The 25,951-nt window shown below is 72.1% G+C and carries 24 protein-coding genes; 8 read left to right on the plus strand and 16 right to left on the minus strand.

Annotated features, from left to right (window positions below):
* Positions 1–135 precede the first annotated feature (135 nt).
* From AB0C27_RS31155 to AB0C27_RS31175, 5 genes are all read right to left on the minus strand, one after another.
* Complete coding sequence (locus AB0C27_RS31155) at positions 136–801, minus strand: response regulator transcription factor (RefSeq protein ID WP_357850974.1); 666 nt, start codon at positions 799–801, stop codon at positions 136–138.
* On the minus strand, positions 798–2,096 hold the full coding sequence (locus AB0C27_RS31160; RefSeq protein ID WP_357850977.1) for a sensor histidine kinase: 1,299 nt from the start codon (positions 2,094–2,096) through the stop codon (positions 798–800). The genes AB0C27_RS31155 and AB0C27_RS31160 overlap by 4 nt, the downstream gene beginning before the upstream one ends.
* A 78-nt stretch (positions 2,097–2,174) precedes the next feature.
* A complete protein-coding gene (locus AB0C27_RS31165; protein ID WP_357850980.1) occupies positions 2,175–2,906 on the minus strand; it encodes an alpha/beta fold hydrolase in 732 nt (243 codons plus the stop codon).
* Positions 2,907–2,958: 52 nt separating this feature from the next.
* A complete protein-coding gene (locus AB0C27_RS31170; protein WP_357850983.1) occupies positions 2,959–3,537 on the minus strand; it encodes a helix-turn-helix domain-containing protein in 579 nt (192 codons plus the stop codon).
* A 381-nt stretch (positions 3,538–3,918) separates the two neighbouring features.
* A complete protein-coding gene (locus AB0C27_RS31175; protein ID WP_357850986.1) occupies positions 3,919–4,140 on the minus strand; it encodes a hypothetical protein in 222 nt (73 codons plus the stop codon).
* Positions 4,141–4,942: 802 nt separating this feature from the next.
* Between AB0C27_RS31175 and AB0C27_RS31180 the strand changes: the two genes are divergently transcribed.
* Positions 4,943–5,470, plus strand: coding sequence for a lamin tail domain-containing protein (locus tag AB0C27_RS31180; RefSeq protein WP_357850989.1), 528 nt, complete (start codon positions 4,943–4,945; stop codon positions 5,468–5,470).
* Here the strand turns inward: AB0C27_RS31180 and AB0C27_RS31185 are convergent.
* From AB0C27_RS31185 to AB0C27_RS31195, 3 genes are all read right to left on the minus strand, one after another.
* A complete protein-coding gene (locus tag AB0C27_RS31185; RefSeq protein ID WP_357850991.1) occupies positions 5,442–5,591 on the minus strand; it encodes a hypothetical protein in 150 nt (49 codons plus the stop codon). The two genes, AB0C27_RS31180 and AB0C27_RS31185, sit on opposite strands and share 29 nt — an antisense overlap.
* 65 nt (positions 5,592–5,656) lie before the next feature.
* Positions 5,657–5,851: a hypothetical protein gene (locus AB0C27_RS31190; RefSeq protein ID WP_357850994.1), complete on the minus strand. Its 195-nt coding sequence runs from the start codon at positions 5,849–5,851 to the stop codon at positions 5,657–5,659.
* A gap of 50 nt (positions 5,852–5,901) precedes the next feature.
* Positions 5,902–6,582, minus strand: a complete 681-nt coding sequence (locus tag AB0C27_RS31195) for a GntR family transcriptional regulator (RefSeq protein ID WP_357850997.1) — start codon at positions 6,580–6,582, stop codon at positions 5,902–5,904.
* 49 nt (positions 6,583–6,631) lie between these two features.
* Between AB0C27_RS31195 and aceE the strand changes: the two genes are divergently transcribed.
* The 3 genes from aceE to AB0C27_RS31210 all read left to right on the plus strand — a co-directional run bounded on the left by aceE (position 6,632) and on the right by AB0C27_RS31210 (position 12,055).
* The gene (gene aceE / locus AB0C27_RS31200) at positions 6,632–9,097 is read left to right on the plus strand and encodes a pyruvate dehydrogenase (acetyl-transferring), homodimeric type (protein ID WP_357851000.1); all 2,466 of its coding nucleotides are present in this window, start codon (positions 6,632–6,634) and stop codon (positions 9,095–9,097) included.
* A gap of 101 nt (positions 9,098–9,198) precedes the next feature.
* Positions 9,199–10,683, plus strand: a complete 1,485-nt coding sequence (locus AB0C27_RS31205) for a glycoside hydrolase family 6 protein (protein ID WP_357851003.1) — start codon at positions 9,199–9,201, stop codon at positions 10,681–10,683.
* A gap of 1 nt (position 10,684) precedes the next feature.
* Positions 10,685–12,055 (plus strand): hypothetical protein, encoded by a 1,371-nt coding sequence (locus AB0C27_RS31210; protein ID WP_357851005.1) that lies wholly within the window; start codon positions 10,685–10,687, stop codon positions 12,053–12,055.
* Positions 12,056–12,102: 47 nt separating this feature from the next.
* Here AB0C27_RS31210 and AB0C27_RS31215 read toward each other — a convergent pair whose 3' ends face one another.
* The 6 genes from AB0C27_RS31215 to AB0C27_RS31240 form a co-directional block, all read right to left on the minus strand.
* Positions 12,103–13,395: a HAMP domain-containing sensor histidine kinase gene (locus AB0C27_RS31215; RefSeq protein ID WP_357851008.1), complete on the minus strand. Its 1,293-nt coding sequence runs from the start codon at positions 13,393–13,395 to the stop codon at positions 12,103–12,105.
* Positions 13,392–14,081, minus strand: coding sequence for a response regulator transcription factor (locus AB0C27_RS31220; protein ID WP_357851010.1), 690 nt, complete (start codon positions 14,079–14,081; stop codon positions 13,392–13,394). Before AB0C27_RS31220 ends, AB0C27_RS31215 begins: the two co-directional genes overlap by 4 nt.
* 81 nt (positions 14,082–14,162) lie before the next feature.
* A complete protein-coding gene (locus tag AB0C27_RS31225; RefSeq protein WP_357851014.1) occupies positions 14,163–15,494 on the minus strand; it encodes a cation:proton antiporter in 1,332 nt (443 codons plus the stop codon).
* Positions 15,457–16,773, minus strand: coding sequence for a cytochrome P450 (locus AB0C27_RS31230; protein WP_357851017.1), 1,317 nt, complete (start codon positions 16,771–16,773; stop codon positions 15,457–15,459). Before AB0C27_RS31230 ends, AB0C27_RS31225 begins: the two co-directional genes overlap by 38 nt.
* A gap of 26 nt (positions 16,774–16,799) precedes the next feature.
* Positions 16,800–18,359 carry an NAD(P)-binding domain-containing protein gene (locus AB0C27_RS31235; protein ID WP_357851020.1) on the minus strand — a complete coding sequence of 520 codons (1,560 nt, stop codon included), beginning with the start codon at positions 18,357–18,359 and terminating at the stop codon, positions 16,800–16,802.
* Positions 18,360–18,461: 102 nt separating this feature from the next.
* The gene (locus AB0C27_RS31240; RefSeq protein WP_357851022.1) at positions 18,462–19,967 is read right to left on the minus strand and encodes an AMP-binding protein; all 1,506 of its coding nucleotides are present in this window, start codon (positions 19,965–19,967) and stop codon (positions 18,462–18,464) included.
* 89 nt (positions 19,968–20,056) lie between these two features.
* Between AB0C27_RS31240 and AB0C27_RS31245 the strand changes: the two genes are divergently transcribed.
* Positions 20,057–20,743 (plus strand): sulfotransferase family protein, encoded by a 687-nt coding sequence (locus AB0C27_RS31245; RefSeq protein WP_357851025.1) that lies wholly within the window; start codon positions 20,057–20,059, stop codon positions 20,741–20,743.
* Between the two features lie 44 nt (positions 20,744–20,787).
* On the opposite strand, the gene AB0C27_RS31250 is transcribed toward AB0C27_RS31245, so the two are convergent.
* On the minus strand, positions 20,788–21,417 hold the full coding sequence (locus AB0C27_RS31250) for a DUF4352 domain-containing protein (RefSeq protein ID WP_357851407.1): 630 nt from the start codon (positions 21,415–21,417) through the stop codon (positions 20,788–20,790).
* Positions 21,418–21,699: 282 nt separating this feature from the next.
* Positions 21,700–22,746, minus strand: a complete 1,047-nt coding sequence (locus AB0C27_RS31255) for a phosphotransferase (RefSeq protein ID WP_357851028.1) — start codon at positions 22,744–22,746, stop codon at positions 21,700–21,702.
* A gap of 74 nt (positions 22,747–22,820) precedes the next feature.
* Between AB0C27_RS31255 and AB0C27_RS31260 the strand changes: the two genes are divergently transcribed.
* The 3 genes from AB0C27_RS31260 (at position 22,821) to AB0C27_RS31270 (ending at position 25,912) form a co-directional block, all read left to right on the plus strand.
* Positions 22,821–24,098, plus strand: a complete 1,278-nt coding sequence (locus AB0C27_RS31260) for an amidase (RefSeq protein ID WP_357851031.1) — start codon at positions 22,821–22,823, stop codon at positions 24,096–24,098.
* Positions 24,099–24,193: 95 nt separating this feature from the next.
* On the plus strand, positions 24,194–24,940 hold the full coding sequence (locus tag AB0C27_RS31265) for an SDR family oxidoreductase (RefSeq protein WP_357851034.1): 747 nt from the start codon (positions 24,194–24,196) through the stop codon (positions 24,938–24,940).
* Positions 24,941–25,033: 93 nt separating this feature from the next.
* Positions 25,034–25,912 carry a hypothetical protein gene (locus AB0C27_RS31270; RefSeq protein WP_357851037.1) on the plus strand — a complete coding sequence of 293 codons (879 nt, stop codon included), beginning with the start codon at positions 25,034–25,036 and terminating at the stop codon, positions 25,910–25,912.
* Positions 25,913–25,951 lie beyond the last annotated feature (39 nt).

A 25,951-nucleotide genomic window follows, 5' to 3' on the forward strand; every position in this document is an offset into this window, starting at 1 on the left:
TGATGGCGCCGGGAACGCGGTGCGGTCCTGTGCGGACGCGGGCAGCTGTGGGCGGACGCTGAGGGACGCGCGAAGGCGGGGGAGAACGTGGGGGACGCTGGGCCACACGGGCGCGCGCGGGGACGCGGGCCGGGGTCAGCGGCGGTCGGGTGTGGCCAGGCCGGTCTCGAAGGCGAAGAGCACCAGCGCGACCCGGTCGCGGCACCCCAGTTTCGCCAGCAGGTTGCCGACGTGGGTCTTCACCGTGCCCTCGGCCATGTGCAGCCGGGCCGCGATCTCGGCGTTGGTGGCCCCGGAGGCGATCGCGCCGAGCACCTCGCCCTCCCGGGGCGTGATCAGCGCGAGGCGTTCGTCGTCGGCGGCGGGCCCGCCCGGCAAGCGGTCGGCGAAGTGGGCGATCAGCCGCCGGGTCGCGGACGGCGCGACGACCGAGCCGCCGGCGGCGACGCCGCGCACCGCCGCCAGCAGCTCCTCCTGGCGGGCGTCCTTGAGCATGAACCCGGCCGCGCCCGCGCGCAGGGCCGCGAAGACGTACTCGTCCAGGTCGAACGTGGTCAGGATGAGCACCCGCGCCGGATGCCCGAGCCGGGTCAGCCGCCTGGTGGCCTCGACGCCGTCCATGACCGGCATCCGTACGTCCATCAGCACCACGTCGGCGGCGACGCCGCGCAGCCTCGTGACCGCTTCCGCGCCGTCACCGGCCTCGCCCACCACGGTCAGGTCGTCCTGCGACTCGATCATCATCCGCAGCCCGGCGCGGACGAGCCGCTGGTCGTCGACGAGGAACAGACTGAGCGTCATCCGGCCGCCGATCCCGTCGCCCGGGGCGCCGGCAGGACCGCGTACACCTCGAAGCCGCCGCCCGCGCGCGGCCCCGCCGTCAGGGTGCCGTCGTGCAGCTGAACCCGTTCGCGCATCGCCACCAGCCCCGTGCCGCGGCCGCCCGGCTCCACGGCGCCGCCGCGGCCGTCGTCGCGCACACGCACGGTGACCTCGCGCCCGGTGACGGTGATGGCGACCTGCGCGCGGGCGGCCGGGCCGGCGTGGCGGAGCACGTTCGTCAGGCTCTCCTGGACGATCCGGTAGACCGTCAGCCCGGCCAGCGGGCCCACGGCGCCCCGGTCGCCCTGGACGTGGAGCAGGGCCCGGTCGTCGAGGCGGGCCACCAGGTCCGCGACGTCGTCGAGACCGACGGCGGGACGGTAGTCGGCGGCCGGCCTCGGCTCGTGCCTGCGCAGCATCGCCACCACCCGGCGCAGCTCGTCGAGCGCCTCCCTGGAGGTGTCGGCGATCACCGTGAGGATCTCCTGCGACCGGTGCGGTTGGCGGGCCACCATCGCCCGGCCGCCCTCGGCCTGCACGGCGATGACGGCCAGCGAGTGTGCCACGAGGTCGTGGATCTCGCGGGCCACCTCGTGGCGTTCGTCGTCGGCGGCGCGGCGGATCGCCCGCTCCCGCTCGGCCATCGCGGACCGCTGCCGCTCGGCTCGTTCGTGCTCCTGCCGCTCTCGCAGCTCCTCGCGTTCGCGGGCCCGCCGGCCGACGACGAACGCGGCGACGACGACGGCGCCGTGGCCGGCGATCGAGGTCACCCAGCTCCCCAAGGACGGCGCTTCGAGATGGACGCTCAGCCACCGGGCCGGCCCGATCACCGCTCCGGCCAGCGCGACCGCGAGCGCGGCCCTGGCCGCCGCGACCGTCGCCCAGCGGGCCAGGCTGTGCACGACGACCGGCACGGCCACCACCGCCACCGTCGCGTCCCTCAGCACCACGACGTGGAGCGCGGCGGCGACGCACATCGTGATCAGCGCCGTCCACGGGCAGGCCCGGCGCAGCACCAGCGGGACGCACATCGCCACGGCGATCGCCGCGTGGGGCAGGTGCGGCAGGATGACGACACCGGTAACGGCCAGTCCGACGGCGAGCTGAGCATCACGGAGCAGCCGTCCGACGGGATGGGTGTCCAGCGGCAGCCGGACGGCCGGACGGATGCCGCGCAGCAGGCGGGCGGCCGGATGGGCACGGCGCAGCAGGCGGGTGGCCGGGTGGGATTCACGCGGTGGCCGGGTGGCGGTGGAGTGGTGCGGAGCAGGCATGGCGCCTCCCACCGTAGACGGGACCGGCGCCGTTGCCATCCGACCACGGTCGCAGATCGCCCCAGCCTCTCGTCTGACTCAGGCGGCGCTTCTGGCCAGGAACGGCAGGATGACGTCGGCCATCTCGTCGGGCACCTCCTCGGCGTCCACCAGCATCGCCCGGTAGATCGACAACATCGCGCGGATACCGCCGGGCATGGAGTAGGTGCGCACGTACTCTTCGAGGGCATCGGGAGTGGCCGAGTCGGGGTGGGTGCGCTCGTTCTTGATCATGTACGTGATCAGCTCGCGCTCGTGCCCCGAGATCAGCATCTCGGGCACGTCGGGCTGGAAGTAGAAGCCCAGATGCCACAGGTGCATGCCACCGGCGACGTTCTCCGGGGTGAGCGCGGTGTGCTCCTCGAAGCCGAACCCGGGGAACAGCGCCTCGGCGAAGACGAGGGCCAGGACGCGCTCGCGGTGCCGGGCGGCGAGCTGGTAGCCGATCACCGCACCCCAGTCCTCGCCCGCCACGGCGTACCTCTCGTGCCCGAGGTGAGCCATGAGTTCGGCGACGTCCTCGCTCATCGTCACGGAGTCGTAGCCGCCGGCGGGGCGGGCCGAGTCGCCGAGGCCGCGCAGGTCAGGTACGACGACGGTGTGGTGAGGCGTGAGCCGCTTGAGCAGGTGGCGCCAGTGGTAGCCGGTCTTGGGCACGCCGTGCAGCAGCACCACGGCCGGGCCTGAACCGGCCGTCCGGTAGTGCAGGCTCGTTCCGTTGACGCCGGCCCGGCCTGTGCGGACCGGCCTGCCGTCGTGTTCGTACATCATGGGTTTTCTCAGCCTTTCTGGATCAGTTGATACAGTTTGCGGGCAGGAAAAATCAGTCGAGGGCGGTCAGCGCGACCTCCACGAGGGGTTCGAGGGCGCGGGCGTCCGGCGTGATCTTCGAGGAGACCAGCAGCCCGTTGAGGAAGGTGACGAGGAAGGCGGCCAGCGTGCCGGGGTCGTGGCGGGCCGCGACCCCGCCTCGCTCCGCCGCGGCGCTCAGCACCTCGGTCAGCGCCCGCCGGCTGGCGTCCTGCATGTCGCGGATGACGCGCCGGATCGACGGATCCTCGGGCAGGCGCTCGCACGCGGCGTTGACCGCCAGGCAGCCCTGGCCCCCGTTGCCCACGGCGATCCGGACCCGCTCCACCAGCATCGCGCGGATCGCCGAACGGGCATCCTTGCCCTCGGCCAGGTCGCGCAGGGCGACCGCGGCCAGGGTGGTGCGGTAGTGCTCCAGCGCCGCGCGGTAGAGGCCGTCCTTGTCGCCGAACGCCGCGTACAGCGAGCCCTGGCCGATGCCCAGGCGGCTGGTCAGGTCGCGCAGCGAGGTCGCCTCGTAGCCGCGCGTCCAGAACAACTCCATCGCCCGGCTCACCGCCGCCTCGGTGTCGAACTCCCGCGTTCTCGCCATGCCCTCACCGTAACACCTTTCTGGATCAATCGATCCACAATGCGTGCCGGCGGTGTTCCCGTGGCATGGGCCCGTGGCATGGGGAGGGGGCCGCACCGGCGGCTGGTGCGGCCCCCTCGGTCTTCCGGTTCTGGCGGAATCTGTGGTGAGGCGAGATGGCCGTGATACGGCCCGGCTCGACTCGGTTCGGTTGCTCGTTCTGTCGGTTGGTCGGTTCGGTCGATCGGTTCGGCTTGCTGGATCGATCGGTTCGGCCGGCACGGACGGCCGGGTTCAACCGGCCTGTCTGGTCAGCCGATCCGATCGGCTCGGTTCGGTGGGTTTGGTCGGATTGGTCCGGCTTGGTGCGGCTCGGACGGTCGTCGGCTTGGCTTGGTGTGGTTACTCGGCGTCGATCGGCAGATCAGCCGCCTCCGCCGCCACCTCCACCACCGCCTCCGCCTCCGCCGCCGCCTCCACCGCCGCCGCCTCCACCACCGCCGCCTCCACCACCACCACCACCGCCGCCTCCGCCGATGTTCTGGTTGCTGATGTCGATGTTGGCGCCGCCTCCGCCGCCTCCACCTCCACCGCCACCGCCACCTCCGCCGCCTCCGCCGCCACCTCCGTGGCCGCGGGCCCGGCACCTGGCCGGGTTCCGGTGGAATCGGCAGGGATGCTGCGTCGTGAGGGTCTCCGTGGACGTCGTGCGCTGGGCCGTGGGCTCTGCTGCTGCGGGCGGAGCCGATGCCGCCACGGGGACGACGAGAGCCGAGGCCGCCATGGCGGCGGCCGCGAGGATGTTCTTGGCGCTGTTCATGCCAGTTCACCTCCGCTGAGGCTGGCGTTGGGGGGCCACTCGGGTCCTGTATCGGGACGCCGGTTCTCGGCCCGGACTTGATGTCCACGCTAGGACGCCGCTCGGGCCGGGCTGATCCAACGGCGGCAAAGGCTCGGCACCCCTAATTTTGAACGGCGGGAACGGCCGGCGCGGTGTGGTGAGGATCGTAAGAAACGGGATCATCGGCGCCAAAAAGCAGACCAACGACGGCCGCCGTACGTAGCGGGATGCCGATGACGGGCGCACGATGCATCGCGTCCTGAGGAGAAGTCGGTAAAGGGCCGCGGACGCCTCCGCCGGGCCCGGAACCCGCGCGGCGGCGGGCACACGGGGCAGGCCGGTCCGGGCGCGCTTTACGACCTGAACGCGGCGGTAGAGCAAGGGGCCCGCCCCGGTTGCGGTTCCATGACCGTCGCGCCCGCCGGAGAAGAGCGCCGCTGCGCTCGGTAGCGCTTGGCGACCAGCGGGTAGCCCGGGCGGGCGCGGGCGGCGGGCGGTATCGACCGATATGGGAACGGTCCATTCTCTCGCGGAATCGTCAATATGATCGTTTCCCGCATATCGCCCATCGCAGGAGGATGTGTCGTGCGTATCCCCTCAGTGCTGGCAGCCGCCGCGTTAACCGTCGCCGTCGTCTCCCAGCCGGCCCACGCGGCGGCGCCCGCCGTCGTGTTCACCAAGATCTACTACGACTCGCCCGGCTCGCCGGACTTCGGCGCGAACAGCAGCCTGAACGGAGAGTACGCCCAGCTCAAGAATCGGACGAAGAAGGCCGTCAGCCTCAAGGGATGGACCCTGCGGGACGAGACGAGGCGGTCCGACCACGTCTACACCTTCGGCGCCTTCACTCTCGGGGCGGGCAAGACGGTGACCGTGCGGACCGGCAAGGGCAGGGACACCCGCACCACGCGCTACTGGAACAGGAGCGGGGGAACCTACGCCTACATCTGGAACCAGACCGCGGACACGGGCTACCTGCGCAACGCGTCCGGCAGACTGATCGACCTGCTCCTACGACTCCTCGCGGGCCGACTACAAGATCTGCTGAGCGTGAACGCAGGAGAGCGGCCCGCCGGGTCCCGGGTCAGTGACGCCGCGACCGCCACCGGCTGAGGAAGCGCCGGGCCTTCTCCTGGGTGTGGGGGTCGCGGGCCATCCGCTTGACCTTCTCGACGTTCTGCCTGCCTTTGGGGCTGCGCAGGTACGCGCGCACCCGTTCCATGACCGTTGCCATGGGTGCCCACTACCCAGCCGTTCCCGATGGAAGCCCTCGGCGCCCGAGAGATCTGGTTCGGGCAGCTAGGACGGGGATGTTCGCTCCGTCCCCTGGGCGGCGGGGGAGACGAGGGGTGGCGTCTCCGTGAGCGGGTCCGTGTGCGGGCGGGGTTGCGGGGGCACCTGGTCGACGATGGTCTGGATCGCCGCCTTCCGCCGTTCGATGCCCGCCCCGTCGATGCTGATCTGCCGCCTGCGTCGGATCCTGTCGTCAGTCACGCTGGGTAGCGTATTGAGACGGCCGCCAACTGTGGGTCACGAGAGGCTCATCAATGGTTGGTCCCCGTCCCAGTCCCCGCCTCTGTTCCCGTCCCGGTGCCGCCGGGGGTCTCGCCGCACGTCGACCCGGGGGCGTACGCGAGGACGTGGTCGCGCAGCATGTCGCCCGACCGGGGATCGTTCCGCTCGAACGCCTCCACCAGCGCCTCATGGTCGCGAGCGTTCTCCTGCGGCCGCATCCGGAACAGCCGGATCGACAGATGCGTCCACACCTCGACGCCCAGTGACTCCCACACCGACAGCAGCACGGCGTTGCCCGCCGCCGCCACGATCTCCCGATGGAAGTCGACCCCGTGCCGCACCTGGTCGGTGAGCGACCCGCCGGCGGCGGCCTCCTGGAGGCGGCGCAGCTGCCGGCGCAGCGCGTGCACGTCAGGACTTCCGAGGCGGACGGCCGTCTCCTCAAGGCTCGCCCGCACCTGGTAGACCTCGCGCAGGTCGGCCTCGGTGATGCCGCGCACCTGGGCGCCCCTGTTGGGCGAGGACTCGATCAGCCGCAGCGCCTCCAGCTCGCGCAGCGCCTCGCGTACGGGGGCCTGGCTGACGCCGAGCTCGGCGGCCACCCGCCGCTCGACGATGCGGTCGCCCGGCGCGTAACGGCCGCTGATCAGCCCGTCCACGACCGCCTGCCGAATCTGGTCGCGTAGTGGAGCCCGCACAACCGGTTTCACGGGCGAAATCCTACCCCTCAACACATCGGATGATCGATCATAGGGTGTAATGGTATACATGGAGACAGACTGGGACCCCCAAGAGACGGCCGAGTGGCTTGAGTCGCTGGAGGCCGTACGGCGCCAGGCAGGCCCCGAGCGGGCCGAGTTCCTGTTGCGGCGGCTGGCCACGAGCGGCCGCTATCTCAACACCGTTCCCACCGAGGACGAGCCCGCCTACCCGGGCGACCTCGCGCTGGAACAGCGGATCGCGGCATACGACCGGTGGAACGCCGCCGCGATGATCACCCGAGGGAGCAAGCTCGGCCTCGGCGGCCACCTGGCCACCTACGCCTCGGCCGCGTGGCTCTACGAGGTCGGCTTCAACCACTTCTTCCACGGTGGCCACGACCAGGTCTACTTCCAGGGTCACGCCTCGCCCGGCATCTACGCCCGCGCCTTCCTTGAGGGCCGGCTGAGCGAGGAGCGGCTGGACCTGTTCCGGCGGGAGCCTGAGGGCGGCCTGCCGTCCTACCCGCACCCGCGGGCCATGCCGGACTTCTGGCAGTTCCCCACCGTGTCCATGGGGCTCGGGCCGCTCAACGCGGTCTACCAGGCCCGGTTCAACCGCTACCTGCACAACCGCGGCATCAAGGACACCTCGGCCTCTCACGTGTGGGCCTTCCTCGGCGACGGCGAGATGGACGAGCCCGAGTCCACGGCCGCCCTCACCCTGGCCGCCCGCGAAGGGCTGGACAACCTCACCTTCGTGATCAACTGCAACCTGCAGCGGTTGGACGGCCCCGTACGCGGCAACACCCGCATCGTCCAGGAGCTCGAAAGCGTCTTCCGCGGCGCGGGCTGGAACGTCGTCAAGGCGCTGTGGGGGCGCGACTGGGACGACCTGCTGCGCTCCGACGAACTGGTGGCCAGGCTGGCGGAGACACCGGACGGGCAGTTCCAGACGTTCGCCGCCTCCTCCGGCGACTACATCAGGCAGCGGCTGTTCCACGGGCTGGAGGTGCCTCACTCCGACGAGGAGCTGCGCCGCATCGTCAGCGGCTCGCGGGCCGGCCACGAGCCGCGCAAGGTGTACGCCGCCTACCGCCGCGCCCTGGAGCACCAGGGCGTCCCGACGGTGATCCTCGTCCAGACGGTCAAGGGCTGGACGCTCGGCGCGGGCGTGGAGTCGCGCAACGCCAACCACCAGATGAAGAAGCTCACCCAGGACGAGTTCCGCGCCATGCGCGACCGGCTCGACCTGCCCGTGAGCGACGCGGAGCTGGCCGGTGACCTGCCGCCGTACCTGCACCCGGGTCCCGGCTCGCCGGAGGTCGAGTACGCGCTCGAACGCTGGCGCGCGCTCGGCGGCCCCCTTCCCGGCCGGACGGTCACGCACCACCCGCTGCCGGATCCGGACGAGCGGCACTTCAGCCGGCTCGCCAAGGGCTCGGCCCAGCCGATCGCCACCACGATGGCGTTCGTCCGCCTGGTCAAGGACCTGATGCGGGAGCCGGAGACGGGACGGCGGTGGGTGCCGATCGTGCCCGACGAGGCCAGGACGTTCGGCATGGAGTCGCTGTTCCCCACGGCCAAGATCTACTCGCCGCTCGGCCAGCGGTACGACGCGGTGGACCGGGAGCTGCTGCTGTCGTACACGGAGGCGGCCGACGGGCAGATCCTGCTGGAGGGCATCACCGAGGCGGGGTCGATGGCGTCGTTCACGGCGGCGGCGTCGAGCTACGCCACCCACGGCGAGCCGATGATCCCGTTCTACATCTTCTACTCGATGTTCGGCTGGCAGCGCACGGGCGACCAGATGTGGGCGCTGGCCGACCAGCTCGGCAGGGGGTTCCTCGTCGGGGCCACGGCGGGACGCACCACGATGACGGGCGAGGGGCTGCAGCACGCGGACGGGCACTCCCAGCTGCTCGCCTCCGCCAACCCCGCCTGCCTGGCCTACGACCCGGCGTTCGCGTACGAGGTGGGCGTGATCGTGCGGGACGGGCTCAGGCGGATGTACGGCCCGGCGGCCGAGGACGTGTTCTACTACCTGACCGTCTACAACGAGCCGATGCCGCAGCCCGCGATGCCGGACGGTGCCGAGGAGGGCATACTCAAGGGCATCTACCGTTACCGCGAGGGCGGCGGGCAGGCCCACCTGCTGGCCAGCGGCACCGCGATCCACTGGGCGCTGGAGGCGCAGCGGCTGCTGGAGGAGGAGTACGGGCTGGGCGTGGACGTCTGGTCGGTCACCTCGTGGAGCGAGCTGCGCCGCGACGCGATGACCGCCACCGGCGTGCCCTACCTGCGCCAGGCCATGGCCGGCACGCAGGGGCCCGTGATCGCCGTCAGCGACTGGATGCGGGCCGTGCCCGACCAGATCGCCCCCTTCGTCCAGCGGCCGTGGACCTCGCTCGGCACCGACGGCTTCGGGCTGTCGGGCACGCGTGAGTCCGTACGCAAGCACTTCGGCGTCGATCCGCGCTCGATCGCGGACGCCGTGCTGAAGGCGGTGGAGGAGGCCGAGGGCTGAGACGCAGGCGGGGGCCGGACATAGGGGGCCGGAGATCGGGTTTCGCGGTCGCGGGGGGTGCCCGTGACTCGGTCGCTTGACCGTGTCAGAGGGAGTCGGCAATGATCATCGCCGAGTCGTACTTCCCTCAGAAAGGGCACCACGTGCGCTTGTTATCGGCAAGACGCGCGGCACTGGCCGCGACCCTGACCGCCGCCACCCTCACCGGCGGCGTCATCGCCGCCCCGGCCCCCGCTTCAGCCGCGGCCCAGCTCATCGCGAACGGCACCTTCGACACCACCACCGCCCCCTGGGCCGCCCTCGGGCAGACCACCGTCACGCTCGAACAGCAAGCCATGCGGATCCAGGTCCGGCAGAACGTGGCCAACCCCTGGGACGCGATGGTGGCCTCGCCCACCGCCGCCGCCCTGAACCCGGGCAAGAGCTACACCCTCTCCTTCGACGCGTACTCCACCGCCGCCTTCACCGCCAAGGCCACGGTCCAGTACACCGCCACCCCGAGCAGCAACCAGTCGCTGGCCACGGACGTGCCGCTGACCACGACGAGCAAGCGCTACACCTTCCCGTTCACGGCCGCCCAGGCGGGCGCCACCGCGGCCGAGGTGACCTTCCAGCTCGGCGGTTCCGGCGGCACGCCGGTCGTCCGCTTCGACAACGTCTCGCTGATGGAGACGCAGACGACCCGCCCGACCGCGCTGTACGTCAACCCGAAGTCGAACCCGGCCCGCTGGGCCTCCGAGAACGACGGCAGGCCCGAGAGCGGGCCCATCATGGACGCCATCGGCAGCAAGCCGATCTTCGACTGGTTCGGCAACTGGTTCCCCGACATCACCAAGGCCGTGGACACGTACGTGGGCGCCGCGCAGGCCGCGGACAAGCTGCCGATGCTGGTGGCCTACAACATCCCCAACCGCGACGCCTGCGCGCTGTTCTCGGGCGGAGGCGCGGGCGACGCCGCCGGCTACCACGCCTGGATCACCGACTTCGCCAAGGCGATCGGCAACCGCCACGCCATCGTGGTGCTGGAGCCGGACGCGATCGCCGCCGCCCCGTGCGTGGCGGACCTGAACCCGCCGAAGAACCCCGACGACCAGTACCGGATGTTGCTGGACGCCACCCAGGTGCTGAGCACGCACGCGCCGAACACGTGGGTGTACCTCGACGCGGCCAACGCCACCTGGCGGACGCCGAGTTTCATGGCGGACAAGCTGGTGGAGTCGGGTGTCGCCAACACGCGCGGCTTTTCGGTAAACGTATCCAATTACCTCACCACCGCCGACAGCGAGCAGTACGCGGTCGCGGTCAACGGCCTCCTGTCCGGCACGGTGGGCGCGAAGAAGTACGTGATCGACACGAGCAGGAACGGCAAGGGCCCGTACGAGGACGACACCCCCGGCGACAACTGGTGCAACCCGCCGGACCGCAAGCTCGGCACTCCTCCGGTGCGGCAGACGAGCGGGGCCGAGTACCTGTTCTGGGTCAAGGTGCCGGGTGACTCCGACGGGGAGTGCGGGTTCATCGACGACATCCCCGCCGGCAGTTTCGACCCCAGGCTGGCCATGTCCCTGATCACCGGGGAGTCCTGACATGAGTGGAGAACGAGTGTCCGGCTGGAGGGCGTGCGCGGCGGGCATGACCGTCGGCACACTGCTGGCCGCGGGCCTGATGACCACCCCGGCGGCCGCGGCCGCGGATCCCGCCGCCTACTACGTCGACAGCGTCTCCGGGCGCGACACCGCCGACGGCACCTCCGAGGCGACCGCCTGGCGCACGCTGGCCAAGGCCGGCGCGGCAGACCTGACCCCCGGCTCCAAGCTGCTGCTGCGCCGCGGATCGTCGTGGTCGGAGCAACTGGTGGTCTCCAAGTCCGGGGACGCGGACGACCCCATCACCGTGGACGCCTACGGCACCGGCGCCAGGCCCATCATCAAGGCCGGCCCCGCCTACTCGTGCGTCCTGCTCTCCGGCGACTACATCGAGCTGCTGAACGTGCAGGTCGGCGTCAAGGGCGCGCAGCGCTGCCTGTGGTCGGGGGTGACGGTCGAGGGCGACCACAACTTCCTCAAGAACAACTACTTCACCGGCTCCTCGGCGGGCGTCTACATCGACGAGCCGGCCCGCTACACCTCGATCAACGCCAACGACTTCGTCGACAACAACGTCATGAGCGTCAACACCGACGCCGAGGAGATGGGGGAGGAGTACGCCGACGACGACGCCGGAGCCTTCGCCATCCTGGTGCACGGCGACGACTCCGAGATCTCCTGGAACGACATCAGGGGCTCGATCGCGCAGAGCTACGACTACGTCTGGGACGGCGCGGCCGTCGAGATCTTCAAGGGCTCGCGCACCTGGGTGCACCACAACACCTCGGTGGACAACGACACCTTCACCGAACTCGGCACCGACAGGGAGCCGACGGGCGAGACCAAGGACCCGGACGGCGTCTCGGACAACGTGTTCGAGTACAACGAGATCTACGGCACGCGCACCAGAGGAGGGCTCGTCACCCGGGGGCCGTTCAAGGAGACCCCGGACCGGCCGGTGGACGTGAACGGCCCCGTGCTGCGCACCATCTTCAGGAACAACTCGGTCAACCTGCCCAACGAGGATGCCGAGGGCGTGGTCTGCGACTCCAACTGCACGAACGAGCACCTGACCATGACCCAGAACGCCATCTACGCCGCCAAGAAGAGCGCCTACGGGCCCGGCATCACCGGGGCCGCGAACTCCTACAACGTGCTGGAAGGCACGCAGTACCAGCTCGGCGACGACGGCGTCGGCAACGTCTTCGAAGACCCCAAGTTCGACCCGGCCCGCCCGCTCCAGCTGCTTCCCGGCAGCAGGGCGATCGGGCTGGGCCGCCAGGCGTACGGGGAGATCGCGCTGAACGGCGTCGCGATCGGCTCGGACGGCGGCATCGAGGCCGGCGCCTACGAGTACGTGCCGGCCAGGTAGCCGCGGGCGGCCGGGAGGGCCTGACCCCTCCCGGCCGTTCCCGGCCATTACCCGGGCAGCGGCGGGTGATACCTGCGCCAGGCCGGCTCCGGTGTCTCCCCGTCCGCGCCGGCGCGGTAGGCGGGCAGGCGCACGGTGAACGTGGCGCCGCCGCCCGGCCGCCCGTCCGCGGTGATCGTGCCGTCGTGACCGTCCACGACCTCCCGTACGAGCGCCAGCCCCAGCCCGAACCGGGCGCCCTCGAACCGGGTGAACAGCCGTTCGGCGTCCCGGGGATCCAGGCCCGCGCCGTCGTCCCTGACCGTGAGCAGCACCGAGGCGGGGCCGCTCGACAGGGTCAGCCAGACGTGCCCGCCCGGTCCCGTGTGGCTCAGCGCGTTGTCCAGCAGCGCCGACAGCACCCGGCGCAGCGCCGACTCAACCCCGCGCACGACCGGCTCGCCGGGCCCGTCGCAGCGCACCTCGACGGCCACCCGCTGCAGCGTGGCCCTGGCGTTCTCGGCCGCGGCCAGCTCGGCGGCCAGCACGGCCAGGTCAACCGGGCCGAACGGGCCGCGCAGCTGCTTGAACCTGGCCGCCCGCAGCAGGTCCTCGACCACCTCGCCGAGCTGCCTGGTGCCGTCGACGAGCTGGTCCACCTCGTCGATGAGCAGGATGGGGTCGGTGCCGCCACGCATGCGGCGCGACAGCAACTGCGCGCGGGTGTGCAGCCGGGTCAGCGGGGAGCGCAGCTCGTGGCTGACGTCGGCGGCGAAGCGCCGCTGGCGGGCCAGCGCCTCGCCCAGCGGGGCGATCGCGCGGCGGGAGACCACCTGGCCGACCAGCAACGCGGCCAGCAGGCCCGCCACCTCGGCCCCGAGCAGCGTGCGCAGCAGCCGATCCCGTTCCGCGGCCTGGTAGCGCAGGTCCATGGCGGCCTGGACGATCGTGCCGCCGCGCGCGCGGGTGTGGATCAGGTAGTCGCGCCCGCCCGCGGTCACCCGCGTCAGCGCCGGCCCCGCGCCGAGTGCCGCCCGCACGGGAAGGACCGCGGGCGCGCCGGGGGAGCTGAGCACGGTGCCGTCGGCGCGCACCTCGTACAGCCACACGCAGGGCGGCGGGTGGGCGACGGGGGAGCTCCGGGCCGCGGCGGCCAGCTCGCGCCCGGCCGAGGCGCTCTGGCCGTGCAGCATGACGCAGTAGACCAGCACGCCGCCCAGCGCCAGCATCACGGAGATCGCGCCGGCCACCTGCACGGTGATGCGGCGGCGGGCCCGCACGAGCAGCCGCCGGTTGGGGTCGCGCCTCCTGGGCCGGTCGCCGCCGGCCGCCCTGGGGCGGCCCGGCGCGGTGACGCTCATAAGTCACCCAGGCGGTAGCCCACACCTCGCACGGTGCGCACGACGTCCGAGCCGAGCTTGTTGCGCAGGTAGTAGACGTAGGTGTCCACGATCGACTCCTTGCTCGCGCCGTCGAAGACCCGCTGGCGCAGCGACCTGCGGGTGTGCACCTGCCGCGGGCGGGCGGCCAGCGCGCTGAGCAGCTTGCACTCCTGCCCCGACAGCGTCACCTGCTCCCCGCTGGGCAGCCGGACGATGTGGGACTCGGCGTCCAGCCAGCCCGCGCCGAGTGGCAGGAGCATGGCCTGGTCGAGGTTGCGCCGGCTGAGCGCGCGCACCCTGGCGAGCAGCTCGTCGATCTCGAACGGCTTGACGAGATAGTCTTCGGCGCCCGCGTCCAGCCCGTCGACCCGGTCGGAGACCGAGCCGAACGCGGTCAGCAGCAGCACCGGCGCGGTGACCGCCTGCCGCCGCAGCCGGCGCAGCAGGTCGAGGCCGTCGAGCGCGGGCAGGCCGCGGTCGACGATGAGCACGTCGTACGCGCGGCTCAGCCCCAGATGCAGCCCTCGCTGCCCCTCCAGCGCCACGTCGACCGTGTAGCCCTGTTCGGTGAACAGGCCGGCCAGCATGTTTCCCAGCTCGCGGTCGTCCTCGACGAGCAGCAGCCGACGGGAGGGCAGGTCGGCCGCGCCCGGTGTCCCAGCCACGGCACAACCGTTTCACCACCGCCCGGCATTTTCCAGGTCCACTGGTTCAATCGGACCACAGAGCGGCCCCTACCTCGGCGATCACGATGAATTGGACCGGACGTCGGCCGTCGCGGGCACGGGCGGCGCGACCGTGGCGCTCCGCTCCAGGCGCTCGGGCAGGGCCAGCTTGTAGAGCGGCAGCGCGCCCGCGGTGGTCAGCACGGCCACGAGCACGAGCATGGAGAACAGCTCCTGCGTGATCATGCCCTGGGCCAGGCCGATGTTGATGAAGATGAGGATCATCAGGCCGCGGGCGTTCATGAGCGCCCCCACCGCGTACGCCTCCCGCCGGCCGAACCCGATCCAGCGCATCGCCAGCGAGCAGCCGAAGTACTTCCCGCAGAACCCGGCCAGCAGGATCAGCCCGAACGCCAGCAGCATCGAGCCGCCCGCGATACCGCCGAGCTGCGTGTTCAGCCCGGAGAAGGTGAAGAACGTGGGCAGCAGCAGGGTTGAGACGATCTCCATCATGCGGCCGTGCAGCACCTCGCGGAACTTGGGGTCGCGCGGCATCGCCAGGCCCGCGAAGAAGCCGCCGAAGACCGCGTACACGCCGATCCAGTCCGTCATCCAGCCGGCCGTGAGCGGGACGAGGATGACGACGTACACGCCGGTGGGGCCGAGCCGGCCGGTGCGCGCCACGCTCCGGCCCAGGGGGCGCAGCATGGGGGCGACCACCTTGAGCATGACGACGGCGAACGCCGCGGTCAGGCCGATGGTGAGCAGCGCGCTCGAGGTGCCCGTGCCCAGGTGCATGGCCGACAGGACGGCCAGCAGGCACCAGGCCAGGGCGTCGTCGATGGAGGCGGCCAGCAGGGTGAGCCGGCCGATGGGGGTGTTCTCCAGGCCGCGCTCGTACAGGATCCTGGCCAGCATCGGGAAGGCGGTCAGCGACAGCGCGCCCCCGACGAACAGCGCGAACTGGAAGGGCGACACGTCGGGACGCGACAGCAGGCTGTGCAGCAGCAGGCCGGCGCCGAAGCCGAGCAGCAGTGAGGGGACGATCCCCGACGTGGCCAGCACGGCCGCCTTGCGCACCTCGCCGGGCGTCCTGGAGGTGTGGTCGATCCCGGCCCCGACCAGGAACATGTAGAGGGTCAGGCCGATCGTGCTGAGCACGTACAGGATCGGGCGCACCTCCGGCGGGAAGAGGGCGGCCTGGGCCTCGGGGAACAGCCAGCCGAACAGCGTCGGCCCGAGCAGCACGCCGGCGACCATCTCGCCGAGCACACGCGGCTGCATCACCAGGAGCGCCAGCCGCCCGCACACCGCCGCGGTGATGAGCAGGACGACCAGGGCGGGCATGACCTTCAGGACGAGCGCGAGGTTCGCGTCAGGAGCCGCGACGGTGGTCAGAGCCAGGACGGGCATACGGGTTCTCCTCTGCAGAGGCGAAGTGGCGTTCGCACAGCCGCTGCCGGCGCGCGTCCCAGACCATGTAGGCGCCGAGGACGAGCTGCGTCAGGCCGCGCCAGACGTCCTCCCAGCGGTCGCGTACGCGCAGGTACGCCAGCGCCGGACCGGGACGGTGCCGGGCGCCGAGCGGGGTGAGCAGGCAGGGGCCGCGGCTGGGCAGGGATCGGGTGTGGGACACGGAGGAGTCCAGGACGTAACGGGCCAGGACCTCCCGCGCCACCACCCGCATGGCGATCGGCGCCAGCCGCCAGGCCGGGCACGGCCGGTTGGCCGCGATGCCGAACGGGATGTGGTTGAGCTCCTTGACCGGCCGGTCGGCGCGGTCCGGGTCGAACCTGCCCGGATCGAACCGGTCCGGGTCGGCGAAGCCGGCGCGGTGGAACGCCGGATAGTCGAAGCAGAGCACCGAGCCGGCCGGGATCGTGGTGCGCTCGTCGAGCTCGATGTCGCCGGTGGTGACGCGGTGGGCGATGCCGAACAGCGGGTAGAGCCGCAGCGTCTCGGCCATCACCTGGTCGAGGTAGCCGTCGTCGCCCGCGCGCGCCCGCTCCTGCGCCTGCGGATGCTGGGCGAGCACCAGCAGCAGGTGCGCCATGGCCTCCGACAGCTGCACGACGGCGGTGTTGAAGAAGGCCCCTTGCAGGTAGTACGCCTGCTGCGTGGGCGACAGGCCCGCAGGGAGCGGCACCCGTACCCGGCCGAGCCGGTCGAGGAGGTAGGCGGTCAGGCGCAGGCGGCGGCGCATGTGCCGCAGGCCCGTGCACTTGAGCGAGCTGACGACGTCGTTCGCGTTGGCCGCGATCAGGTCGCGGGCGCGGCGCGGGCAGGGCTCGGCGAAGACGAGCTCGTACGCGAACTCCGCCCACAGCGGCATCATCAGGTCCCGCAGCCGGACCAGGCCGCGCACGTCCGCCAGGGCCCTGGCCGCGCAGCGGCGGGCCAGCTCCTCGGCCCCGGCGCGCGGCACCGCGAGCAGGGCGCGGGTCACGCGTGCCACGGCCTCGTACCGCTCGCCCGCCTCCAGGTGCTCCTGGTGCATCTCGGGGCCGGGCGCCAGCCAGTACCAGAACAGGTCCGACAGCGCCGCCCCCTCGCTGCGCCCGCCGGCGGCCGGATGCGCGTAGATCTCCCTGAACCGCTCGACCCCGATCAGGTCGCCCGGCACCGTGATGCCCTCCTCGCCGTTGATCCGGGCGAACACACGGCCCCGCAGCGCCACGATCCGGCTCGCCATCCACCCTGGGGTGGTTGGTACGACGCTCACCTTGGGACCGGGGCGGTGCGGCGGGCGAAGAAGGCCCGCAGCGGCTCGACGTGCACCTCGGCGGAGTTCCACTCGTTCTCCAGGTTCTCCGTGATGTGGTGGGCGGCCACGGGCTCGCCGGGGAAGTGGTGGCGCACGACCGGATGCAGGTAGTGGCCCTCGTGCGCCCTGGCGGCGTCGCTCTGGGCGATGCGGCCGACCGCGATGTCGAACGGGTCGTACGCGTCGTGGTGGGGACCGTACTCCAGGGTGATCGCGAAGTGGCCGCGGTCGCCGACCGGCGGGCCCTGGAGGTCGAACGGGACCTCCTCCAGATAGCGGGCCCCGCCCGCGCCGTCCAGCACGATCATGTCGGCCAGCAGGCCGAACTGCTGCCACAGGGCCGAGGTGCGGTTGATCCGCTCGACGACCGCCGCCGCGAGCGCGGCCGGGTCCGCGGGCAGCTCCCTGGCCGGCCAGGGGACGTCGTGGTAGCGGGACTCCATGATGCGGTGCAGGGCGCGGGCGCCGTACCTGAAGCCGTGGATGAAGCCGCTGGTGCCGCGCCGGAAGTCGCGCGACTGGGTCAGGGTGCCGGCGAAGTAGAGGTCCGGGACGCTGACCGACTCGTACGCGGGCGTCAGCGCCGGGAACCTGCCGTCGATCACCAGCTCGGGGCGGCAGCCCGCGGCGAAGATCGAGACGTCGAAGCGGAAGCCGGTGCACACGATCACCCGGTCGTACGGGATGTCCTTGGTGACCTCGTTGACCCGGGCGAAGGCCACCGTCGCCAGATACGTGCCGTCCGCCTGCCGCTCCACCCGCCTGACGTCGCCGTCGAGCAGGGCGTTCTGCGACTTGAGCTGGTAGGTGTCCAGGAGGCCGTTGTTGATCGCCCGCAGATGCCCGACGTAGTGGGTGCGCCACGCCATGCGCAGCGAGTGGGGGCCCGCCACGTGAATGACCGCGGCCGTCTCGATCAGGTTGTCGGCCGTCTCGAAGCCCGAGTTGCCCTTGCCGATGATGAGCACGCGTTTGCCGATGTAGTCGGCCGGGTCGGTCGAGGCTTCCGCGTAGGTGTCGGCCGTCTCGATGCCCGGAATGGGCGGGATGTTGGGCTTCGTCACGCCGGCCGCCACGATGACCCGCGCGGCCTCGTACGTGGTGCCGTCCTCGACCGTCACCAGGAACTTCTCCGGCCGCTCTATGCGCACCACGCGGGAGTCGTAGGAGACGCGCAGGCCGCGCGCCCGCGCGAAGTCGCCGAGGTAGCGGACCAGGTCGTCGGCGGCGGGGAAGTAGCGGTTGCTGTAGCGGGTGAACAGCAGCTCGGGGTCGTCGGAGAGCAGCGAGTTCCAGTCCATCCGCAGGTTGAGCTCGGGGTCGTCCCAGCCGGTGTGCTTCTTGTTGATCGAGATGAGCGTGCGGTGGCGGGGGAAGGTGCGGAAGAAGCGGCCGGGGGCCTCGCTCGCTTCGAGGATCAGGTAGTCACGGCCGGCTTCGTGCAGGAAGTGGCCGAGCTGAAGGCCGGCGGGGCCGGCGCCGATCACCAGGTAGTCCAGGGAGTTGTCCGGCACTGACGCCTCCGTTGCGACGTAAGTGATTGAAAGGGCAACCTCAGTGTGGGCGGGTGATTATCAGAGATTGCTCAGAGACGCCGGAGGGACCTGCCCGATTGCTCAGGGGGCACTTGTGCCGTACTGGGCGAGCAGGGCCCGTTTGTCGGGCTTGCCGCTGGTGGCCACCGGCGCGCCGGGGACCATCGTGATCGTCTTGGGCACGCTGTCCTCGCCGAGCTCCGCGCGTACGAGCTCGCACAGCGCGGCCGGATCCGGCACCGGTCCCGGCGCGGGCACCACGAACGCGTGCACGGCCTCCCCGGTGCCCTCGTCCGGTGCGCCCGCCACATACGCCTCGGCCACGCCGGGATGGCCGGTCAGCACGCGCTCGATCGGGCCCGCGTACACCACCATCGCGTTGACCATGATCACGTCGCGGGTGCGGCCCGCCAGGTGCAGGTAGCCGTCCGCGTCCACGTGGCCGAGGTCGCGCGTGCGCAGCCAGCCGTCCCGCAGCGTGTCGCGGGTCTCCTGCTCGTCGCCCCAGTAGCCCGCCATGACGTACGGGCTGCGTACATGCACCTCGCCCGTCCGCCCCGGCGGCAGCTCCAGGCCGTCCTCGTCGCGCACGCTCAGCTCGACCCCCGGATGCGGGCGCCCGACCGGGGCCACGACGCCGGCGGCGATGTGCTCGGGGGTGAGCATGGCGACGTTGCCCGCCTCGGTCTGCCCGTACCCCTGGTAGACGACCGGGCCGAGCCGCTCGGCCGCCTCCGCCAGCCGGCGCGGGCCGATCGGCGAGCCCGACACCATCAGCGCACGCAGGCTGGACACGTCCGCCGTGTCCACCAGCTCCAGCATCGCCGCCAGGCGCGGCACGGTGATGATCGAGCCGGTGATCCGGTAGCGCTCGATCGCGTACGGGAACAGCGGCCGCCCGTCGTCCTCGGGGATGACCGCCGTGCCCCCGCCCAGCAGGCACGGGGCCAGGAACTCCAGCACCACCATGCTCGCGAGCGTGCCGAACAGGAGATAACGCTCGAACCCCCGCGCGAGGGCCGCCGCCATCGGGCCCCAGACGCGCGGCTGCCAGGCCCAGTGCTCGGTGAGCGCGCGGTAGGTGATCGCGCAGCCCTTGGGGCGGCCGGTGCTCCCACTGGTGAAGGTCAGCGCCGCCACGTCATCCGCCCGCGCCACCACGACCGGTGGCGCGGTCGTACGGACAGGATGGGCCAGCAGGTCCGTCGCCCCGGGCACGGGGCCGAGCGAGAGCGGCGTCCCGGTGCGGAGAAGCCGTGGCGTCGCCGTCTCCGGGTCCACGATGACGGCGTCCACCCCCATGCCGAGCACGTGGTCGAGCTGCCCAGGCGGGTACCCGGGGCGGATGCCGACGACCCGGCACCCCAGGACGTGCGCGGCCATGTGGGCGGCGAACGCCTCCGGCGTCACCTCGGTCCTGACGGCGACCGCCCGGCCGGGGCCCAGCCCGGCCTCGCGCAGCGCGTCCGCCAGCCGCCGGATCAGCTCCAGCAGCTCGCCGCGCGTGACGGTCCTGGCTCCGTGCTCGAACGCCGGCGTCGCGGGGGCGGCCCCCAGCGCGTCGAGCAGGGCGGTCGGGAAGAGCATGCTCGGCTCCTCATCACAACAGTGGCCTATTGCCCAATGTCGTCATATAACGGGATTCACATCAGAGGCGGATCAGAGACGAGCCTGACGTGAAGGTCATCGGCGCCGGATTCGGCCGCACGGGCACCAGATCCCTGCAGGCGGCACTCGAACTCCTGGGCTTCGGGCCCTGCTACCACATGGCGACCGTCATCGCCGAGCCGTACCGGGTGCGGCAGTGGCTCGACGTCGGCGAGGGCCGCTCCCGCGACTGGGACGCGGTGTTCGCCGGGTTCCGGTCCGCCGTCGACTGGCCCGCCGCCGCGTACTGGCGCGAACTGGCCGCCCACCACCCCGACGCCAAGGTCATCCTCACCGTCCGCGACCCCGGCCGCTGGTACGACAGCGTCAGCGAGACCATCTTCCGCGCCTTCCTGGAGCAGCGCCGCCCGCCGCCGCACCGCCGGATGATCAGCCGCCTGGTGGCCTGGCGGGCCCCGGACTTCGCCCTCTTCCCGCGCATGACCAGGGCGACCTTCGTCGACCCCGTCTTCGACGGCCGCCTCGACGACCGTGACCACGTCATCGAGGTGTTCGAACGGCACATCGCCGAGGTGAAGGCCACGATCCCCGCCGAGCGGCTGCTGGTGTTCGAGGCGGGGGACGGATGGGGGCCGCTGTGCGCGTTCCTCGGGGTGCCGGTGCCGGCGGAGCCGTACCCACGGGTCAACGAACGAGCGGCTTTCCGCCGCAAACGCCCCCGCCGCCTGGCCCGCCTGATCCTCCGCGGCCGCTGACGCCGCCTGTCCCGGGCCGAGCCCCGCAGGACCGATGACGCCTGTCAAGACAGCGTCCACTCGCCCTTCTGCTCGGCGAACCCGCTGTCCAGCGCGAACTGGAACTTCGCCGGCACCGCGCCCTCCGGCACCTCGAACACGATCATCCCCATGCGCGAGTCGCCCGCGTTGATCGTCGCGCTGCCGCCGAAGCTCTGGCCCTCGCGGACCGCGTAGACGGTGGAGCGGTACTGCCGGCCCTGGGTGTCGATGAGCCAGGCGCCGTTCGACGGCGCGTCGCCGTAGACGGCCTGGCTGGTGTTGGCGATCGTGACCTGGACGGCGACCAGCTTGGCGCCCGCCTTCGGCTTGAGCAGGTCGGAGGCCGGGGTGGCCGCGGCGACCAGCTGGTTCACGGTCACGCTCATCTGCAGGCCGGGAGTACGACCCGCCAACGTCACCGCCTCACCGACCGCGACCGGCCCTCGCCCCGTCTGCCCGACCGAGCCCTGTCCCGCCGGGCCGGTGGCCGGATCGGTCGTGTCCTGCGCGGGTGGGTCCCCGAGCGGCTCGCGGGACGGCATGACCATAGTCGCACCGTCGGCCACCGGGCCCCCGCCGGTGTCCGTCAGCACCATCGCCACGGCCGCGCCCCCGCTGAGAAGCAGCAACGGGACACCGACCGCGAGCAGCACGATCAACGCCACATTGGACGAGAGCGGCGACGACGGCTGAACGTGAGGCTGCTGCCACGGAGGACCATACGAGCTCTGCGGCGGTCGCGCAGGACCATATGAGCCATGCGGCGCTCGCGCAGGACCATAGGGGCCATGCGGCGGTCGCGCGGGGCCGAACGGGCCTTGCGGCGGCTGGGGCGGAAAGGCCATGTCGGGGCTCCTGGTCGAAGACGGCAGTATGGGGACGTTCCAGGAGCGAGTCCGGTTGACTGGATCTTCGCCGGAGCAGCCGGTGCCGCCTCAGGCGGTGTCGCGGGTGGCGAGCAGGGCGTCGATGCGGGCGCGGGTCAGGGGACGGGCGAGCATCGAACGGAGTCTGGACCGGGCCCTGGAGCGGTTCTCCGCGGACTCCCGCGACGACATCGCCCGGTTCGCGTAGATCTCCAGCAGATGGCCATGCTCCGCGATGGCCATGGAGAAGTCGGCCGGTTCGGCGAGCACACCGGGGCCGCCCTCATCCCGGTAGGCCCGCCACGCCTGTGCCGCGTCGGGGTGCGGAAGGTCGGCCAGGATCTTCGCCAGCTCCCAGGCCGGCCGCGCCGACCCACAGTTCTCCCAGTCCAGCACCACCACACCGCCGTCCAGGGCCCGCCGCACGTTCTCCACGTTGACGTCCCGATGGCACGTCTCCAGTGAGGTCGTGTCAGGCGGAACGACAAGGGCGTCCAACGCGATCAGCTCAGGCAGCAGCCGCTCCAAAGCACCCACCCACCCCCATTCAGCCTCCCCACCGGCCTCCAGCCCCACATCAGCACCCGGCCCGGGGTCTGTGCCGGGTCCGGGATCCGCGGCCGGATGTGCGCCCGCTTCCCGGGCCGCGTCGGTGGCGGCCTTCAGCAGGGACTCCCAGCGGGTGCGGCCGAGGGGTTCGGCGAACCAGGGGATGACGGGGCCTTCTGCGGGGTGTCCGATTCGGTGCAGGTGGGCCGTCACCGCGCCGAGCTCCCGCCCCGTGACCACGTCCCCCTCTGCCAGGTCCACCCATGCGTACACCCGGAACCCCTCGTGCAGCACCGCTCCTCGCGTCGTCACCCGCGGCTCCGGCAGCCGGATGCCCGCTTTCGCCGCCGCCCGCTGGAAGGCGAGGTCGGCGCGTACCTCGTGCTCCTCGACGGGCACCAGCAGTTCCTTGACCGCCCACGTGCCGGCGTCGGTGTCGAGTCGCCAGATCCGGCCCAGTTCGCCGCGCGCCGCGTACACCGGGGGCCGCAGCGGCCGGCCCAGGTCGTACGCCGATGCCACGGCCGCGGACCACGTTTCGGTCGGGGCATCAGGGGATTCGGACATGGTGACTCCTGGTTTGGGGGATGGGGTCCATCGTAGGGTGGCGGCAGCTCGCGGCAGGCTCCGAGGAGGCGTCCATGAGCGAGAGCGCGTTCGAACTCGTACGCCGCCACAAGAGCCGTGAGACGACGGCGACCGAGACGGTGCGCGAGACGCTGGACCGGCTTGAGGAGCTGTACGCCCGGATCGGCGCGGTGGCCGCGATCGACCGTGAACGCAGCCTGGTCGAGGCGGCACAGGCGGACCGGCGGCTGCGCGCGGGCCGGGGCCGGATCCTGGAGGGCGTGCCGGTCACGGTCAAGGACTGGATCGACGTGGCGGGCTGGCCGGTCACGGGCGCGACGAGCACCCTGAGTGGCAGCCCGGGGCGCCGGCCCGCCGCAGACGCCACGGCGGTCGCCCGGTTGCGCGCGGCGGGCGCGATCGTGGTGGCGATCAGCGCGGCGATGGCCGACAACCGCCTGTACGGCGTCACCAGGAACCCGGCCGCCCCGGACCGCGCACCCGGCGGCTCGTCCACCGGTACGGCGGCGCTGGTGGCGGCCGGTGCCGTACCGCTCGGGCTGGGCAGCGACTCCGGCGGCAGCATCCGGCTGCCGGCCGCGTGGTGCGGGATCGCCGGGCTCAAGCCCACGTTCGGACGGGTGCCGCTGACCGGCCACTTCCCCCGCTGCGGCGCCCTGGAGGACGGCAGGACCGTCATCGGCCCCCTGACAGGCGGGGTACGCGACCTCATCACCGCCCTCGCGGTGATCGCCGGCCCCGACGGCCTGGACGCCGGCGTCGCCCCCGTCCCTCTCGGCGACCCGGCGGCAGTGAACCTGAGAGGGCTGCGCGTGGGCACCATCGCCGTCCCCGGACGCGTGGTGGGAGAGGGGGCGCAGGATGCCTTGACAGCGGCTCCCGGACCCGTGGCGGCGGCGGTCGGGGCGCTGGTGGAGGCCGGGGCCGTGGTGGTGGAGGAGCCGGTGGCCGACCTGCGCGAAGAAGCGCTGGAGCTGACCCGCCGCCACTGGGGCCGGGCGGCGTTGTCGGGGGCGGAGCACGTGCAGGTGCTGTGGGACTGGGACCGTTTCCGCAGGCGGGTGCTGGCCGCCACCGCCCACCTTGACCTGCTCGTCATCCCGGCCGCGCCCACGCCGCCCCCGCCCTGGCGCGAGTCCGAGGAGTCGGACTACATCTGGACGCTGCCGTGGAGCCTGACCGGCGCACCGGCGGTCGTCGTGCCGGCCGGCACGCAGGCGGGCAGGGCGGGCGCGGTGCAGATCGTGGCGCGCCCCTGGGAGGACCACGTCGCCCTGGCGGCGGCCCTGTGCGTGGAGGCCGCAACCCTCGCGGCCTCGCGGAAGCCATAACGGCGCAACGACCGCACCCGCCGTGCCGGCGGGGCCCCTCACATCCGCCGGACCCGCCGCACCCCCGGCCGGACGCGTCCCCTAGGGTGCGGTGGATGAGTGGACGTGGAGTACTTGTCACGGGAGCGTCAAGGGGCATCGGCCGGGCCGTCGCGGCGGCCTTCGCCGCGGCGGGAGACCGGGTCGCGATCCATCATCGCGACTCCGCCAAGGAGGCCGACAGCCTGCTCGCCGAGCTGCCCGGGCACGGCCACGCGGTCGTCAGGGCCGACCTCGCCGACCCCGAGGGCGTCAGGAGCATGGCGGACGAGGCCGCGGCGGCGCTGGGCGGCGGGATCGACGTCCTGGTGAACAACGCGGGCGTCTACCTGCACCACCCCATCACCGAGCTGTCGTACGAGGAGTGGCAGGACGCCTGGCGCCGCACGCTGGACGTGAACCTGGTGGGCGCGGCCAACCTGACCTGGTGCGCGCTGCGGCACATGCAGGACGGCGGGCGGATCGTCAACGTCTCCTCGCGCGGAGCCTTCCGCGGCGAGCCCGACAGCCCGGCGTACGGCGCGAGCAAGGCGGGCATGAACGCGCTGGCTCAGTCGCTGGCCATCGCCCTGGCCCCGCGCGGCATCGCGGTGGCGACCGTGGCGCCGGGGTTCGTCGAGACGGACATGGTGAGCGAGCACCTCAAGGGCCCGGGCGGCGCCGCCATCAGGGCGCAGAGCCCGTTCGGCCGGGTCGCGCGGCCGGAGGAGATCGCCGCGGCGGTGCTCTACCTGGCCTCCCCGGCGGCGGAATGGGCGAGCGGGACGGTGCTCGACCTCAACGGCGCCTCCTACTTCCGCTGATCCCAACACATCCCGCTATGCCGTGATCTGCCGGAAATAGCGGGCTATTGTGACCCTCAGGGCACTTCGGGAACTCGTTCAGAGGGAGACGGTGTGGCCAAGGGCTGCGGATACGCGTTGGTGTCGGTCGTGTTCGTCGTCACGGTCCTGGCCGGCACCCTCCTCGTGTACATGACGAGCGGCCCCGCCGCCACGGTCGCCGCCGTCCTGCTCGCCGTGATCGGCCTGTGCGGAGTGGTCGTCGTCCACGACCTGCGGCGCCGCAGGTCGGCGGCGGCCGAGGAGCGCATCCTGCTGGCCAGGGAACGCGAGCACGTCAAGCGCACCGTCGACCTCGTCACCGACCCCGGCCTGAGCGAGCAGGAACGACTGGTCGTCATCGACTCCTTCATCCCCAGGCTCGGGCAGGCCGCCTCGCGCGCCGCCTACCGCGACCGGTTCGTGCTGGTGCCGGAGTTGTCGCCGCCCGCCAGGGCCCTGCTGGAACGCGGCAGAAGGGCGGTCATGTCCGTCTATACCTCGCAGGTCATGTACCAGCGGCTGCTGGACGGGCTGGCCAACGAGGTGCTGCTGCCCCGGCAGATCTGGGAGATCGCCATGCTGCTGCGGATCCAGACCCAGTTGCGGCACGAGCAGGAGCGCGCCATGCGCGGCGTCGTGACGCCCGAGCTGCGGGCCGTGCTGGAGCCGCAGCAGGAGGCGCTGCGCCGCTCGGTGGCGTCCGTGACGGCCCGGATCGAGGGTCTGGAACGGTACGCCCGCCGGGTCCAGGAGGCCGACGCGGCGCTCAGGGCGCAGGCGGCGCTGGCCGACAACGACAAGTACCGGGCGCTGCTGGCGCACACCGACGACGCCGACGGGATGCGCGAACTGGAGGCGCACGGCGACGCGCTGGAGCAGACGCTGGCCAAGAGCGTGCGCGAGGCCATCGAGGCCGGTCGGACGCTCTCACTCCGACCGGCCGCCCCCTGACCCCCTGACCCCCTGACTGACCTACGCTGACACCCTGAC

This window comes from Nonomuraea sp. NPDC048882 (genome assembly GCF_040649755.1).
GTDB classification, from domain to species: Bacteria; Actinomycetota; Actinomycetes; order Streptosporangiales; family Streptosporangiaceae; genus Nonomuraea; species Nonomuraea maheshkhaliensis.